At 68.2% G+C, this 14,497-nt stretch carries 14 protein-coding genes; 12 read left to right on the top strand and 2 right to left on the bottom strand.

Annotated features, from left to right (window positions below):
- The first annotated feature begins 446 nt into the window (after window positions 1–446).
- The 8 genes from AZC_RS22360 (at window position 447) to AZC_RS22325 (ending at window position 8,358) form a co-directional block, all read left to right on the top strand.
- Window positions 447–731, top strand: a complete 285-nt coding sequence (locus tag AZC_RS22360; RefSeq protein ID WP_012172881.1) for an XRE family transcriptional regulator — start codon at window positions 447–449, stop codon at window positions 729–731.
- A gap of 3 nt (window positions 732–734) precedes the next feature.
- Window positions 735–2,738: a hydrogenase 4 subunit B gene (gene hyfB, locus AZC_RS22355; RefSeq protein ID WP_012172880.1), complete on the top strand. Its 2,004-nt coding sequence runs from the start codon at window positions 735–737 to the stop codon at window positions 2,736–2,738.
- Entirely contained in the window at window positions 2,729–3,685 is a 957-nt protein-coding gene (locus tag AZC_RS22350) for a respiratory chain complex I subunit 1 family protein (protein WP_012172879.1), read from the top strand. The genes hyfB and AZC_RS22350 overlap by 10 nt, the downstream gene beginning before the upstream one ends.
- A 2-nt stretch (window positions 3,686–3,687) precedes the next feature.
- Complete coding sequence (locus tag AZC_RS22345; RefSeq protein ID WP_012172878.1) at window positions 3,688–4,350, top strand: hydrogenase-4 component E; 663 nt, start codon at window positions 3,688–3,690, stop codon at window positions 4,348–4,350.
- Window positions 4,347–5,792 carry a hydrogenase 4 subunit F gene (locus AZC_RS22340; RefSeq protein ID WP_012172877.1) on the top strand — a complete coding sequence of 482 codons (1,446 nt, stop codon included), beginning with the start codon at window positions 4,347–4,349 and terminating at the stop codon, window positions 5,790–5,792. Before AZC_RS22345 ends, AZC_RS22340 begins: the two co-directional genes overlap by 4 nt.
- Before the next feature lie 9 nt (window positions 5,793–5,801).
- Complete coding sequence (locus AZC_RS22335; RefSeq protein WP_012172876.1) at window positions 5,802–7,316, top strand: NADH-quinone oxidoreductase subunit C; 1,515 nt, start codon at window positions 5,802–5,804, stop codon at window positions 7,314–7,316.
- 10 nt (window positions 7,317–7,326) lie between these two features.
- Entirely contained in the window at window positions 7,327–7,839 is a 513-nt protein-coding gene (locus AZC_RS22330) for an NADH-quinone oxidoreductase subunit B family protein (protein WP_012172875.1), read from the top strand.
- A gap of 228 nt (window positions 7,840–8,067) precedes the next feature.
- Window positions 8,068–8,358, top strand: coding sequence for a hypothetical protein (locus tag AZC_RS22325; RefSeq protein WP_043879752.1), 291 nt, complete (start codon window positions 8,068–8,070; stop codon window positions 8,356–8,358).
- Window positions 8,359–8,412: 54 nt separating this feature from the next.
- On the opposite strand, the gene AZC_RS22320 is transcribed toward AZC_RS22325, so the two are convergent.
- Window positions 8,413–8,685, bottom strand: a complete 273-nt coding sequence (locus AZC_RS22320) for a hypothetical protein (protein ID WP_012172874.1) — start codon at window positions 8,683–8,685, stop codon at window positions 8,413–8,415.
- A 3-nt stretch (window positions 8,686–8,688) separates the two neighbouring features.
- Window positions 8,689–9,288, bottom strand: a complete 600-nt coding sequence (locus AZC_RS22315) for a hypothetical protein (RefSeq protein ID WP_043879751.1) — start codon at window positions 9,286–9,288, stop codon at window positions 8,689–8,691.
- 260 nt (window positions 9,289–9,548) lie between these two features.
- On the opposite strand from AZC_RS22315, the gene htpG reads away from it, so the two are divergent.
- The 4 genes from htpG (at window position 9,549) to AZC_RS22295 (ending at window position 14,439) form a co-directional block, all read left to right on the top strand.
- Window positions 9,549–11,456, top strand: a complete 1,908-nt coding sequence (htpG, locus tag AZC_RS22310) for a molecular chaperone HtpG (RefSeq protein WP_012172872.1) — start codon at window positions 9,549–9,551, stop codon at window positions 11,454–11,456.
- 83 nt (window positions 11,457–11,539) lie between these two features.
- Window positions 11,540–12,397 carry a transglutaminase family protein gene (locus AZC_RS22305; RefSeq protein ID WP_043879750.1) on the top strand — a complete coding sequence of 286 codons (858 nt, stop codon included), beginning with the start codon at window positions 11,540–11,542 and terminating at the stop codon, window positions 12,395–12,397.
- 124 nt (window positions 12,398–12,521) lie between these two features.
- Window positions 12,522–13,691 (top strand): tRNA 2-thiouridine(34) synthase MnmA, encoded by a 1,170-nt coding sequence (mnmA, locus tag AZC_RS22300; RefSeq protein WP_274532306.1) that lies wholly within the window; start codon window positions 12,522–12,524, stop codon window positions 13,689–13,691.
- A 106-nt stretch (window positions 13,692–13,797) separates the two neighbouring features.
- A complete protein-coding gene (locus AZC_RS22295) occupies window positions 13,798–14,439 on the top strand; it encodes a class I SAM-dependent methyltransferase (protein WP_043879749.1) in 642 nt (213 codons plus the stop codon).
- Window positions 14,440–14,497: the final 58 nt, after the last annotated feature.

Genomic DNA, 14,497 nt, shown 5'->3' with positions numbered 1-14,497 from the left:
GCCGTTGCGCATAAACCCTGATCCCATCAATGGGCATTGATGTTCGGGCGCCTGTTGGTCATGGGCGCGTATCCAGGGTTTTATTCACACGCATATCAACGATAGCGGGTGATGTCGCGGAGCGTCAAGTCTGCGCTCCTCATCTTTCGGGAGGTATGATGGCGCGATGCGCTCCTCTGGTGCAAGCGTCTTGTCGCCGGACAGGCGGAGAAAAACGGGTCGATCCCCATGGCCCTGCGGACGCTGCCCCTGCGTCCTGCGACCGGGCCGGATATCGGAATGCATCGCGATCCCGACCTTTCATCGTGCGAGCCGTGGCGGCGCACCCGTGCGGCCTGTGCGTCGTCATTGGATGATGTTTAAAACATCATAATTTTATGTTTGATATTCACTCCTGACGTGATTAGGCTAATTCATCAATTCTCAGCCATGGGTCTTTCGGCCACATGATCACCGCTGCGCAACTGCGTGCCGCTCGCGCCCTGCTCGGGCTCGACCAGAAGGCGCTGGCCGCGCTGTGCGCGCTCTCCGTGCCGACCATCCAGCGGATGGAGGCCAGTGACGGGGTCATTCGCGGCAATGTGGATTCCCTGATGAAGCTCGTGGGCGCGCTGGAGGGCGCGGGCATCCAGCTCCTCAGCGAGGGCATGGTGAGTGAAGGGGGCGGGCGCGGCGTGCGTCTGCGCGAGGCCCCCGTCCGCCGCCCGGCGCCGCTTCCGGACGAGGCCTGACCCATGCCTGTGATCGTCGAGCTCTGGTGCATCTGTGCGCTGCTGGCTCTGGCGGTCGCAGCCATTCCCCTGTCGCGCCATGGCGGTGCGCATGCGGTGATCTATGGTGGCACGGGGCTCATCTGCCTCGTGGGCCTGTTGAACGCTCTCACGGCCCTGCCGGCCAGCCCCACCACGCTCGCGTTGCCGCTCGGCCTGCCGGGCCTCGGCACGCAGGTGCGCCTGGATGCGCTGAGTGCGGTCTTCCTGGCCATCGTCAATCTGTGCGGCGCGGCTGCCAGCCTCTATGCCATCGGCTATGGCCGCCATGCGGCGGAGCCCGCGCGGGTGCTGCCCTTCTTTCCCGCCTTTCTTGCCGCCATGAGCCTCGTGCTGCTGGCGGATGACGCCTACAGCTTCCTGTTCGGCTGGGAGGTGATGTCGCTCGCCTCCTGGGCGCTGGTGCTGGCGGATCATCGGGAGGCCGCCAACCGGCGGGCCGCCTTCATCTATCTCGTCATGGCGAGCGCCGGCGCGTTCCTGCTGATGCTCGCTTTCGGACTTCTGGCGGGCAGCGCGGGGAGCGTGGCCTTTTCCGTCCTGCGCGCCCATGCGCCGGAGGGTGTGCTGGGTGCCGTCGTGCTGTTTCTTGCGCTGGCGGGTGCCGGCTCCAAGGCGGGCCTGTTTCCGCTGCATGCCTGGCTGCCGCTCGCCCATCCCGCTGCTCCCAGCCACGTCTCGGCGCTCATGAGCGCGGGCATGACCAAGGTGGCGGTCTATGGCTTCGTGCGCATCGCTTTTGATCTACTGGGCCCGCCCGAATGGTGGTGGGGCATGCCCGTGCTGGCCATCGGCGCCGCGACGGCGGTGCTGGGCGTGCTCTACGCGCTGATGCAGGCGGACCTCAAGCGGGCGCTCGCCTTCAGCACCATCGAGAACATCGGCATCATCTTCGTCGGGCTCGGCCTCGCGCTCGCCTTCTCGGCCAACGGCATGAAAGCGGCGGGGGCGCTGGCCCTGACGGCGGCGCTGTTCCACGCGCTGAACCACGCGTTGTTCAAGAGCCTTCTGTTCTTTGGCGCCGGCGCGGTACTGCACGGCACGGGAACACGGGACATGGAGCGGCTCGGTGGCCTTATCCATGCCATGCCTGTGACGGCCTTCGCCATGCTGGTGGCCTGCGCGGCCATTTCGGCGCTGCCGCCGCTGAACGGCTTCGTGTCCGAGTGGCTCACCTTCCAGGCCATATTGCTGAGCCCGGACCTGCCCGCCTGGGGGCCGAAGCTGCTGGTGCCGGCGGCCGGCGCCCTGCTTGCCCTTGCCGCGGCGCTGGCGGCGGCCTGCTTCGTGCGCATCTACGGCACCGTCTTCCTCGGCCGCCCGCGCTCGCCCGCTGCCGCGCAGGCCCATGAGGTGGAGCGCTGGTCGCTGGCCGCCATGCTGGGGCTGGCCGGGCTGTGTGTGCTTGCCGGCATCCTGCCGGGGGTGGTGATTGATGCGGTGGCTCCCGCCGTCCAGGCGCTGGTGGATGCGCGCATGCCCCCGCAGGCGGGCACCGCCTGGCTTTCCATCATTCCCGTGGCCGAGAGCCGCAGCTCCTATAACGGGCTGCTGGTGCTCCTCTTTGTGCTCGGCTCGGCTGGCCTGATGGCGCTGCTCATCCATCGTTTCGCGTCGCGCGCGGTGCGGCGCGGCCCGGCCTGGGACTGCGGCTTCCCAGATGCAGGCCTGCGCACGCAGTATAGCGCGTCGAGCTTCGCCCAGCCCATCCGCCGCGTTTTCGGCACCACCCTGTTCGGTGCGCGCGAGCGCATCACCATGCCGCCGCCGGGCGATCTCCGGCCGGCGCGTTTCGTGCTGCGTATCGTCGATCCAGCGTGGGAGGGGCTCTATTTGCCGCTGGCGCGGGGCGTGTGGCGCCTCTCGGGGCGGATGGACGCCCTGCAATATCTCTCCATCCGGCGCTATCTCGGCCTCGTCTTCGGGGCGCTGGTGCTGCTGCTTCTGGTGCTGGCGCTATGGGCCTGATCCACGCTCTCGTCGTGCAGGGCCTCCAGATGGCCCTTGTGCTCGCGCTGGCGCCGCTGCTCACCGGCTTCGTGCGCGTGATGAAGGCCCGCCTGCTGCGCCGGCGCGGGCCGCCGCTGCTGCAACCCTATTTCGATCTCGCGCGCCTCGCCCGTAAGGATGTGGTGCTGGCGGGCAATGCCTCCTGGCTGTTCCGAGCCGCGCCCTATCTCATCTTCGCCTCCACCTGGGTGGCGGCGGCATTGGTGCCCACTTTCGCCACCGGCCTCGTCTTCAGTTGGACGGCGGACCTCATCGCCATCACGGCTTTGCTCGGCAGCGCCCGTTTCTTTCAGGCGCTGGCGGGCATGGACATCGGCACCAGTTTCGGCGGCCTCGGCTCCAGCCGGGAGGTGATGATCGCCTCGCTCGCCGAGCCCGCACTCATCATGATCGTCTTCACGCTGGCGCTGGTCGCGGGCTCGACGCAGCTCTCCACCGTCGCCGAACACATGCTGGCGGCCCATGTGGGCCTGCGTGTCTCGTTGGGGCTAGCACTGATTGGCCTCACCATGGTGGCCATTGCCGAGAATGCGCGCATCCCGGTGGACAATCCGGCGACCCATCTCGAACTCACCATGGTGCATGAGGCTATGGTGCTGGAATATTCCGGACGCCATCTCGCGCTCATCGAGCTCGCCGCATCGCTGAAGCTGGTGCTCTATCTCTCCCTCATCGCCTGCGTGTTCGTGCCGTGGGGCCTTGCCCCGGCGGGCGCGGCGCCGCTGGCGCTCCTCATCGGCATGCTGGCCTATGGGGCGAAGCTCGCGCTGGGCGGCAGCCTGCTGGCCCTGTTTGAGACCTCCATCGCCAAGATGCGGGTCTTCCGTGTGCCGGATTTCCTCGGCGCGGCGCTGATGCTGGGGCTGCTCGGCACGCTGCTGCTGTTCGTGTCGCGGAGCTTCTGAGCATGGGCAGCCTTCTCTTCGATGTGGCGCATCTTCTGGCGGGCGGGCTCGTCTTCACCAGCCTCGTGATGCTCTATCAGGCCCGCCTGCCGAACCTCATCCGCGTCTATGGCCTTCAGGCGCTGCTGCTCACCCTCTCCGTGGCCTGGCAGGCCTATGCACAGGATGCGCCGCATCTCTATGTGACCGCCGCCATCACGCTCGCCTTCAAGGCGCTCATCATTCCCGTGGCGCTGCTGCGGATGATCGAGCGGCTCGGCATTCACCGGCAGGTGGAATCCGCGCTCAGCACCGGCCTCACCATGATGGCCGGCATCGGCCTCATTGCCCTGTCCATGGTGGTGATGCTGCGCGTGACTTCCGGGGCCGATCCTCTGGCGCGGGAGGACCTCGCCTTCGCCCTTTCCGTCGTGCTGCTGGGCCTCCTGATGATGGTGACGCGGCGCAACGCCGTCAGTCAGGTGGTGGGCTTCATGTCGCTGGAGAACGGGCTGATCCTCGCCGCGACCGGTGCCAAGGGGATGCCGCTGGTTGTGGAAATCTCGGTCGCCTTCTCGGTGCTGGTGGCCTTCATCGTCATCGGCATCTTCCTCTTCCGCATCCGCGAGCGCTTCGACACGGTGGATTCCACGGCGCTCGACCGTTTCCGGGAGGGCCGCAGATGACCCTCGGCCTTGATGCGGCTTCGGCCTTGCTTCTGCTGCCCGCCGCCAGCGCGCTCCTGCTGTTGGTGCTGCCGGCGCCCCGCCTCGGGGCATGGCTGAATGCGGCGAGCGCCGCCTTGTCCTTCGTCGCGGCGGCCTCGCTGCTGCTGGTGCAGCCCCCGGAGGGAGAGTTCCTGCGGGTGGACGATCTCAACATCGTCTTTCTGGTGCTGAACAGCTTCGTGGGCGCGACCACGTCGCTCTACAGCGCCGGCTATATCGCCCATGAGCTGGAGACGGGCCGCCTCTCGCCCGCGCAGATGCGCGTCTATCACGCCATGTATCAGGTGCTGCTGTTCGCCATGAATCTGGCGCTGCTGGCGAGCAATCTCGGCGTGATGTGGGTGGCGATCGAGTTGGCGACGCTCACCACCGTGCTGATGGTAGGCCTCTATCGCACGCCCGCCGCGATCGAGGCGGCGTGGAAATATTTCATCCTCGGCAGCGTCGGCATCGCGCTCGCCTTGTTCGGCACCATCCTCGTCTACATGGCCGCCCGGCCAGTGGTGGGGGAGGGGCACGACGGCATGCTCTGGACCGTGCTCATGAGCCATGCGGCGGCCTTCGATCCGGCGCTGCTCAACCTCGCCTTCGTCTTCCTGCTGCTGGGCTACGGCACCAAGGTCGGCCTCGTGCCGCTGCACTCCTGGCTGCCGGACGCCCATGCGGAGGGGCCGACGCCCATTTCCGCCGTGCTCTCGGGTCTCCTGCTGAACGTAGCGCTCTATGCGGTGCTGCGCTTCAAGCTGCTGCTGGCGGCCGCGCCGGGCGCGCTGGCGCCGGGGCCGCTGCTCATGGGGCTTGGGCTGCTGTCGCTGCTGTTCGCCGGGCTGATGCTCTACCGGCGGCGGGACATCAAGCGTCTGTTCGCCTTCTCCTCCATCGAGCACATGGGGCTGATCGCGTTCGCGTTCGGTATCGGCGGGCCGGTGGCGAATTTCGCCGGCCTGCTGCACATGGTGATGCATAGCCTTACCAAGTCCGCCATCTTCTTCGGCGTCGGCCATGCGGTGCAGGTGAAGGGCACGCAGGCGCTCTCCGAGATCCGGGGCCTCACCGCCAGCCATCCGCTGCTCGGCTGGGGGCTGGTGGCGGGCGTCGCCGCCATCGTCGGCCTGCCGCCGGCAGGGGTGTTCATGAGCGAATTCCTCATTCTCACCTCGACCGTTGCGCGGGCGCCCGTGCTGGCGGGGCTGCTGGCGCTGGGGCTCGTCATCGCCTTCGCGGCCCTGATGCTGCGCCTGCATGCGCTGGCCTTCGGCGCGCCGCGCGGGCCTTCGGCACCGGTGAAGGGCACGCAAGTGCCCATGCTGGTGCATCTGGCGCTCGTGTGGTGCGCGGGTGTGTGGCTGCCGGGGCCGCTGGTAAGCTGGTTCCAGCACATCGCGCATCTTCTGGGCTGAGGGGGCGAGATGGGCGCACTCACCGATATTCTCGCCACCGGCCGCATCCGCACCGACCACCGGCCGTGGCTGCGCGCCGAAGTGGACGCCGCGACATGGGAGGCGCTGTCCGAGGGGCTGGCGGCGGGCCGCTGGACGCTCATGGCCCTGTGGGGCGAGCCCGACGCCGTGCACATGGCGCTGCTGGATGAGGCCGCGACCTCGCTGGGCACGGCCACCTATCTTGCGGGCGACGGCACGTTCCCCTCCGTTGGCCGCCACCATGCGCCGGCCCAAAGGCTGGAGCGCACCATTCGCGACCTGTACGGCCTGGTGCCAGTCGAAGCGCCCGATACGCGCCTCTGGCTCGACCACGGCCGCTGGCCGGTGTCGCGTCCTCTCAGTGGGGCCCCTATTCCGCCCGACACGACCCCCTATGCCTTCCTTCCCGTCGAGGGGCAGGGGCTGCATGAAGTGGCGGTGGGCCCCGTGCATGCGGGCATCATCGAGCCTGGCCATTTCCGCTTCACCGCCAATGGCGAGGCCGTCGTGCGGCTGGAAGAGCGGCTCGGCTATGTCCATCGCGGCATCGAGGGGCTGATGCGCGGGGCATCCCTGGAGCGCGCCGCCACCCTCGCCGGCCGGGTGTCTGGCGACAGCACGGTGGCCTATGCCTTGGCCTTCGCCGGCGCCGTTGAAGCCGCCCTCGAGATGGAGGCACCGCCACGCGCCCGCTGGCTGCGGGGCCTGATGGCAGAGCTGGAACGCCTCGCCAATCACTTCGGTGACATCGGTGCCGTCTGCAACGACGCTGCCTTTGCGCGGATGCTCGCCCCCTGCGCGGTGCTGCGCGAACAGGTGCTGCGTGCGAGCGAGGCGGCCTTCGGCCAGCGCATGATGCGCGACCTGGTCGTCCCCGGTGGCGTGCTGATCGATCTCGCGCCGCGCGGAGAGGGCCGGCTGCGTTCGCTGGTGGAAACTGCGCGTTCGGCCCTGCCGGAACTGCTGGCGCTTTATGACGGCACCGCCTCCTTGCAGGACCGCACCGTGGGTACGGGCATCGCGCAGCCGGATCTGGTGCGCCGCTTCGGTTGCGGCGGCTTCGTGGGGCGGGCATCGGGACGGGGCTTCGATGTCCGGCGGACGCTACCTTACGCTCCTTACGATGCGCTGCGCTTCGACGTGGCGGTGCTGGAGGCGGGAGATGTGGACGCGCGGGTGCGCATCCGCTTCAGCGAGGCGGAAGAGAGCCTTTCGCTCATTACGCAGATGCTCAGCAATATGCCCGACGGGGGCGACCTGTCTTCGCCGCTGCCGCAGTCCGGCGCGGCGCGCGAGGGCGTGGCACTGGTGGAAGGGTTCCGGGGCGACGTCTTCGCCTTCGTGCGGCTTGATGCGGCCGGGCGCGTCGCCCATGCCCATCTGCGCGATCCCTCCTGGTTCCAGTGGCCGGTTCTGGAGGCGGTCATCGAAGGCAATATCATCGCCGATTTCCCCCTCTGCAACAAATCCTTCAACTGCTCCTATGCGGGGCACGACCTGTGAGGCGGCGCGGATGCGGACACTCCTGATCGATGCCCTGCTGAAAGGCCCGCTGACCGAGCCGGCGCCGGCGGCGGATGATGCGGAGCTGCTGGCCTTCGGCGCGCAGCTCGAAGGGGCGGCGCGGCGCAGGCTCGGCCGCGGTCTTGCCATCCGGCAGGTGGATGCGGGCTCCTGCAACGGCTGCGAACTCGAAATCCATGCCCTCTCCAACGCCTATTACGATCTGGAGCGCTTCGGTCTGCGTTTCGTCGCATCGCCCCGCCATGCGGACGTCCTGCTGGTTACGGGGCCGGTGACGACCAACATGCGGGAGGCGCTGGTGCGGACCTATGAGGCGACGCCCGGCCCGAAATGGGTGGTCGCGGCCGGAAGTTGCGCCTGTGACGGTGGCCTGTTCGCGCAGAGCTATGCCTGCGCCGGGGCGGTGGAGAATGTCATTCCGGTCGATCTGCGTATCCCCGGCTGCCCGCCTGCCCCGCTCAGCCTGCTCAAGGGCCTGATCGCCCTTCTGCAAAGGGATTAGCCAACACGTCCCGGTGCATTTCCGCGCACGGGCTCCAGTCTTGTTCCGGGATCTGGAAGATGTGGTTAAGCGCCTCGTCGAGGCCGCACAGTCACGCCATCATAAAACTTGGTCACGGCTGTGAAATGCCTTGAAATCTCACGATCCGAAGCGTGGAGGAATGCTCGGGCGGAACCGGATGTTGAGGAAAGGGGTTGTTCAGGCAAGACGGAAAGACAGGAGTCATCCATGATGAAGCCCTTTGCCGCCCTTCTTGCCGCGGCCACCCTTTCGGCGCCTCTCATCGCGATGCCGCTCTCGACGGCCTCGGCCGATAGCTGGCGCCAGATCACCATCGACCGCAGGGCGCCCCATCACCCGCCGGCGTATCGTCCGCAGGCCCGCAGTCATCAGTATCGCCACTATGTGGCGCCGCGTCACGCTCCGCCGCGCCATTACGGCTGGCGCGAGCGCCACGAGTGGCGGGAGCGGAACGCCATGCGGGGCGCTCCCGGTTACGGCTGGGGCTATTATCGATAAGCTCAGGCAGACGGCGGCCGGAAGGCCGCCGTTTCTGTATGGTCTGGCGCGCGTTCAGCGCCGCTCGGGTCGGACGAGGCCGCGGGCCTCCAGCACGCTCAGGATGGCGTCCGCGCTGGCATAGGCCGACGACCGGCCGCTCGTGCTGGCATCTCCCCAGATCAGGTCCGGAAAGAAACGCTCATAGACGAGGGCGGCGACTTCCTCGCGCAGGTCGTCCGGAATCGTGTCATGGGCACTCATATCGGCCCGCGCCGGTCTGTCGTCATGGCTGAAGCGCCGGGTGAAGGGCCACATGGGCGTGTCGCGCGCGATGGAGAGCGACATGCCTCAATGCTCCGGCGTGATAGCGCCCAGCACCGCCGCCTGCACGGTGGAGACGGCGGCGGCCGTGGTGTCGATGGCGCCGCTCACCATGCGCCGGCCGTCATCCACCCAACCGAACAGCATCGGCTTTTGCGGGGCAGCGACCGCTTGCGGCGCAGGCGACGACGCGGGCGCCGAGGCGAGCACCACGGCTGCGGTCTTTGCGCCCGTCAGCGCTGGATCTCGGCTTTCGCAGGCGCTGGTGCAGCGATCGTAGCGCTCCACCCCGGTCACGGTGCTCCAGCGGCTGGGGCTGCTGCTCACGACGCGCGGCCGCGCGGTCGGCAAGGGCGCGGCGGGCTCCGCGGTGGCAACCGCAAGCTTGGGCGCCTCGGCCGCGACCTGCGCCTTCGGCGGCAACTGCGGCCCGAAATCGAAGGCCGGCGCATCGGCCAGAGCGATGGTCCGGGCGGGTGCCGGCGTTTCCTGGGGCATCAGATGGCCGGCGGCGAGGGCGCCGATGCCGAGGCTGAGGCCGATGCCGGCGCGAAGGGCGATCCGCTTCAGGGCCGGGGTGGTCGAGGGGGACTGGGGCATCCGGGGCAGGCGCGTGAAGGGGGGCATCACCAACTCCGCTTTCGTTCTGACGGCGACTAAAGCGGAGCATTGGGGCGGACCTCGGACCGAACGGTGTCCGCGGCGTTTCCGTCGTCCTGAAATTTGTAACCGGGTATGTCCGCGCCCGCGTTATTGCGGCAAACCTGTGCCGAAGCGCGGGCCTTGAAAAGGCGGGCGCGCGGGTCCATCTCCTGCGCCATCGGGTTACCGGGCCGCGTGCCCGGTCCCGAATCCCTTCCTTCGACAAGACGTGAGACGGACCCCGCATGACGACCGCCGAAGCCGCCGCCCCCGAAAGCCGCACCTTCGAGGCCGATGTCGCCAAGCTCCTGCATCTGATGGTGCACTCGGTCTATTCCGACAAGGACGTGTTCCTGCGCGAGCTGATCTCAAACGCCGCCGATGCGTGCGAGAAGCTGCGTTACGAGGCCATCACCACTCCGGCCCTACTGGGCGAGGACGCCCGCCCGCGCATCACGCTGGCTATCGATGCCGAGGGCGGCCGCCTGACCGTGGAAGACAATGGCATTGGCATGAGCCGCGACGAGATGGTCGAGGCGCTCGGCACCATCGCCCGCTCCGGCACCAAGGCCTTCATGGAGCGCATTGAGGCGGCCGCCGGCGGCGAGAAGGCCGAACTCATCGGCCAGTTCGGCGTCGGCTTCTATTCCGCCTTCATGGTCGCGGAGAAGGTGGATGTCATTTCCCGGCGCGCCGGTGCCGATACGGCCAACATCTGGTCTTCTGATGGCAAGGGCGCCTATACGGTCGGCGAGATCGACGTGGCGCAGGCGCCCGCCCGCGGCACCCGCGTTGTGCTGCACCTCAATGAGGACGGCAAGGCCTATGCCGACCGCTTCCGCATCGAGCGCATCGTCAAGGAGCAGTCCGGCCACGTGCCGGTGCCGATCTATATCGTCGAGAAGCTGGACGCCGAGCCCGAGGAGATCGCCGATGGCGTCGCCCTCTGGACCAAGTCGAAGAGCGACATTTCGGCCGAGGACTATGCGGATTTCTACCGCTCCGTCGCCGGCCAGTTCGACCAGCCAGCGCTGACGGTCCATTTCCGCGCCGAGGGCCGGCACGAATACACCGCCCTCGTCTTCGTGCCCTCCACCAAGCCGTTCGACCTGTTCGAGCCCGAGCGCACCGGCCGGGTGAAGCTCTATGTGAAGCGCGTCTTCATCACCGACGACGCGGAGCTTCTCCCCCGCTACCTGCGCTTCGTGCGCGGCGTCGTGGACAGCGCCGACCTGCCGCTGAATCTGTCGCGCGAGATGCTGCAGGACAGCGCCATCCTCGCCGCCATCCGCAAGGGCGTGACCGGGCGCGTGCTGACCGAGCTGGAGAAGCTAGCCCAGAGCGATGCCGAGGCCTATGCGGGCATCTGGTCCAATTTCGGCGCGGTGCTGAAGGAAGGCCTGTACGAGGATTACGAGCGGCGCGCCCAGCTCCTGAACCTCGCGCGATTCAAGACCACCACCAGCGGCACGGCGGCCGATACCGGCTGGCGCACGCTCAAGGACTATGTGGCGGACCTGAAGGAGAACCAGACCGCCATCTATTACATCACCGGCGACCTCGCCCGCGTGGAACATGCCCCGCAGTTGGAAGGCTTCCGCGCCCGTGGCGTGGAGGTGCTGCTGCTGCCCGATCAGGTGGACAGCTTCTGGGTGACGGCGGGCGTCGATTATGAGGGCAAGCCCTTCAAATCGGTGACGCAGGGCGCCGCCGACCTCTCCCTCATCCCGCTGCCGAAGTCGGATGAGGCGGAGACGCCGGAGCCTGAGGCGAAGGATACGGGCGACTTCATCGCCTTCGTGAAGGAGACGCTGGGCGATCAGGTGGCGGATGTGCGTGCCTCGGACCGCCTCACCACCTCCGCCGTCTGCCTCGTGGCGCCGGAGAGCGGCATCGACCGGCGGCTGGAGAAGCTGCTGGCGAGTGCCGGCCGGCTCGGCGATGCGGCCAAGCCCGTGCTGGAGATCAATCCGCGCCATCCGCTGGTGGCGGCGCTGGCGGCGCATGGGGCCTCGGACAGCAACTTCCGCGCCGATGCCGCCCACCTCCTGCTCGATCAGGCCCGCGTGCTCGATGGCGACCAGCCCTCCGACCCGCAGGCCTTCGCCGAGCGCCTCATGCGGGTAATGCAGCGCGGCCTGCCGACCGCCTGAGCCGGCACGGCACACGGCCCGGCGTCCACGGCGTTTGACAGCCGGGCCTTGGCCATGCGCCGATGGGCGGAATGGAGCGTGGTATGCGCGTCTGGATCTCCCATCGGACCAGTTACTTCTACCATCAGCCGGTGGCGCTCGGTCTCCACCGGCTGATGCTGCGTCCGCGGGAGGACCGCGAGCATCGCTTGCTCGCCTTCACGCTGGACATCACCCCCGATTGCCGGGTCGCCTGGGCGACCGACGTCTATGGAAACGCCGTGGCCACGGCCGCCTTCGAGGGCGAGACGCCCGTGCTGGTGGTGGAAAGCCGCGCGGAACTGAAGCTCGTGGGCGCCCCCGGCGACGTGCCGCAGCTCGATCCCTTCGCCCAGACCTATCCCTTCGCTTATTCCGGCCCCGATTGGACGGTGGCCGATCCTTTTGCCTTGCCGGTCTATTTCGATCCGCAGGCCCGGCTCGCGGCCTGGGTCGGGGCCATCGTGATGGGGCCGGCGGTGCCCACCCTCGCGCTTCTTCAGGACATCAACACCGCCGTGCAGCGGTCCGCCCGCTATGAGGTGCGCGCGCAAGGTGGCACGCAGGGGCCGCTGGATACGCTCGACCGGGGCATCGCCTCCTGCCGGGATTTCGCCGTGCTGTTCGCGGAAGCCGTGCGCACGCTTGGTTTCGCCGCGCGGCTTGTCTCGGGCTATCTCGCCAATCCGGGCGGTAGCGCGCCGGGCACGGCCTCGACCCATGCCTGGGTGGAGGTGTTTCTGCCCGGTGCCGGCTGGGTGGCGTTTGATCCCACCCACGGGACCATGGGCGGGCACAATCTGGTGGGCGTTGCCGCCGGCCGTACCATGGAGGAGACGACGCCGGTCTCCGGCACCTATGCGGGCCGCTCCGATGCGCTCCGCCAGATGCTGGTGGAGGTGGAGGTGGAGGTCACCGCCTGACGCAGAGGTGGGCGGCGTGGTCTGAATTGCGCCGCACGGTTGCCTTTCTATATTAGTCACGCCTGACAGCGGGCATGGAGCGCCGGAGCGCTCTGCCGCCGTGACCGAGAGATGAACCATCGTGCTGCCTGACCTCACCGACATCGGGACCGATCCCGCCTCCACCCGCGTGGTGGTGGCCATGTCGGGCGGCGTGGATTCCTCGGTGGTCGCGGGGCTTCTGGCGCGGGCGGGCTTCGACGTGGTGGGCGTGACGCTCCAGCTCTACGATCAGGGCGAGGCGGCGCGCCGCAAGGGCGCCTGCTGCGCCGGGCAGGACATCTACGACGCCCGCGACGTCGCCGACCGCCTCGGCATTCCCCATTACGTGCTCGACTATGAAAGCCGCTTCCGCGAGGAGGTCATCGAGCGCTTCGCGGACAGCTATGCCGCCGGCTTCACCCCCATTCCCTGCGTCGACTGTAACCGCACGGTGAAGTTCCGCGATCTGCTGGCCACCGCCGAGGACCTCGGCGCCTCCGTCCTCGCCACCGGCCATTATGTGGCGAGCCGCGCGCTGCCCGACGGCCGGCGCGGCCTCTTCCGCGCGGCGGAGGAGAACCGCGACCAAAGCTATTTCCTCTATGCCACCACACAGGCGCAGGCCACCAAGCTGCGCTTCCCGCTCGGTGGCATGAGGAAGAGCGACGTGCGGGCGCTGGCGGCTGAACTCGGCCTCCCGGTGGCCGACAAGCCGGACAGCCAGGATATCTGCTTCGTGCCGGGCGGCGATTATGCCGAGGTGGTGGAGCGGCTGCGCCCCGAGGCGGGGGAGGCGGGCGACATTGTCCATCTGGACGGGCGCGTGCTCGGCCGGCACCGGGGCGTGATGCATTACACCATCGGCCAGCGGAAGGGCCTCGGTATCTCGACGCCCGAGCCGCTCTATGTGGTCGCCATCGACGCCGCGCGCCGCGAAGTGCGCGTCGGCCCGCGCGAGGCGCTGGCGGTGCGCTCCATCGGCCTCACGGACATCAACTGGCTGGGCGACGTGCCGCTGCTCGACGCCTGCGCGGCGGAGCAGGACATCTATGTGAAGGTGCGCTCCACCCGCCCGCCGACGCCGGCCCGCCTCCTGCGCGACGCCGACGGTGCGCCGACGGTGGAGCTCCTGGCGGGCGAAGAGGGAGTTGCGCCGGGACAGGCTTGCGTCTTCTATGACGCTGCGTCCGGTGCCGCCCGCCTGCTCGGCGGGGGCACCATCGTGCGTGCGGAACGGGCCGGGCGTCATCTGGCCGCCGCGCAGGTGGCGTAAGCGAACCTATCGAATCGCAACCGGCTGCGGTTGCCGGGGTTATAAGGGTGGCTGGAGGCGGGCCGGCAGGTTTCGGTCGCCCCCGCAAAGCTGAAGGATGTGCGGGATGGCGGTTCAATACGATCTTGAAGGGCAGAAGCGCGCCTATGCGAAATGGGCGCCCATCTATGACAAGGTCTATGTGAAGCTGCTGGCCGATGCGCAGCGGAAGGCGGCGACCGCCGCCGCCGCCTGCGGCTCGGACATTCTGGAAGTGGGCGTCGGCACTGGCCTCGTCCTGCCTTATTACCCCCCCCACTGCCGGGTGACCGGCATCGACCTCTCGTTCGACATGCTGGAAAAGGCGATGGAGAAGAAGGTCGACCGCAAGCTCTCCCATGTGGGGCTGCTCGCCTCCATGGATGCCTGCGCGCTCGGCTTTCCCGATGCCCGCTTCGATGCCATCACCGTGCCCTTTGTCATCACGCTTGTGCCCAACCCGGAGAAGGCGCTCGACGAGATGCGCCGGGTGCTGAAGCCGGGCGGCGAGATCATCATCGCCTCCAAGCTTGGCGCGGATGCGGGGCCGACCATGCATGTGGAGAGCATGCTGGCGCCGATGATGAAGAAGGTGGGCTGGAGCATCGCCTTCAAGGCGAGCCGCCTGCGCAACTGGGCCGCTACCCACCCGGACATGAGCGTCATCGACATCTCGCCGGTCTTCCCGGTGGGCTTCTTCAAGATGGTGCGCATCAAGAAGGCGCGTTGAGCCGTCCGGCGGGGCAGGGCGCTGCAAAGCGCCGCCCTGCTCTGGCGGTCAGGGCCTC

This window comes from Azorhizobium caulinodans ORS 571, assembly GCF_000010525.1.
Lineage (GTDB): Bacteria > Pseudomonadota > Alphaproteobacteria > Rhizobiales > Xanthobacteraceae > Azorhizobium > Azorhizobium caulinodans.
This window is presented reverse-complemented; position numbering and strand designations above follow the sequence as displayed.

Bases quoted from the DNA above. Each gene is read 5' to 3' on its own strand.
- htpG (WP_012172872.1), top strand. From the start codon at position 9,549: ATGACGACCGCCGAAGCCGCCGCCCCCGAAAGCCGCACCTTCGAGGCC.
- AZC_RS22320 (WP_012172874.1), bottom strand. From the start codon at position 8,685: ATGTCGCTCTCCATCGCGCGCGACACGCCCATGTGGCCCTTCACCCGG.
- hyfB (WP_012172880.1), top strand. From the start codon at position 735: ATGCCTGTGATCGTCGAGCTCTGGTGCATCTGTGCGCTGCTGGCTCTG.
- AZC_RS22315 (WP_043879751.1), bottom strand. From the start codon at position 9,288: ATGCCCCCCTTCACGCGCCTGCCCCGGATGCCCCAGTCCCCCTCGACC.
- AZC_RS22330 (WP_012172875.1), top strand. From the start codon at position 7,327: ATGCGGACACTCCTGATCGATGCCCTGCTGAAAGGCCCGCTGACCGAG.
- AZC_RS22305 (WP_043879750.1), top strand. From the start codon at position 11,540: ATGCGCGTCTGGATCTCCCATCGGACCAGTTACTTCTACCATCAGCCG.
- AZC_RS22360 (WP_012172881.1), top strand. From the start codon at position 447: ATGATCACCGCTGCGCAACTGCGTGCCGCTCGCGCCCTGCTCGGGCTC.
- AZC_RS22335 (WP_012172876.1), top strand. From the start codon at position 5,802: ATGGGCGCACTCACCGATATTCTCGCCACCGGCCGCATCCGCACCGAC.
- AZC_RS22345 (WP_012172878.1), top strand. From the start codon at position 3,688: ATGGGCAGCCTTCTCTTCGATGTGGCGCATCTTCTGGCGGGCGGGCTC.
- AZC_RS22350 (WP_012172879.1), top strand. From the start codon at position 2,729: ATGGGCCTGATCCACGCTCTCGTCGTGCAGGGCCTCCAGATGGCCCTT.
- AZC_RS22340 (WP_012172877.1), top strand. From the start codon at position 4,347: ATGACCCTCGGCCTTGATGCGGCTTCGGCCTTGCTTCTGCTGCCCGCC.
- AZC_RS22295 (WP_043879749.1), top strand. From the start codon at position 13,798: ATGGCGGTTCAATACGATCTTGAAGGGCAGAAGCGCGCCTATGCGAAA.
- AZC_RS22325 (WP_043879752.1), top strand. From the start codon at position 8,068: ATGATGAAGCCCTTTGCCGCCCTTCTTGCCGCGGCCACCCTTTCGGCG.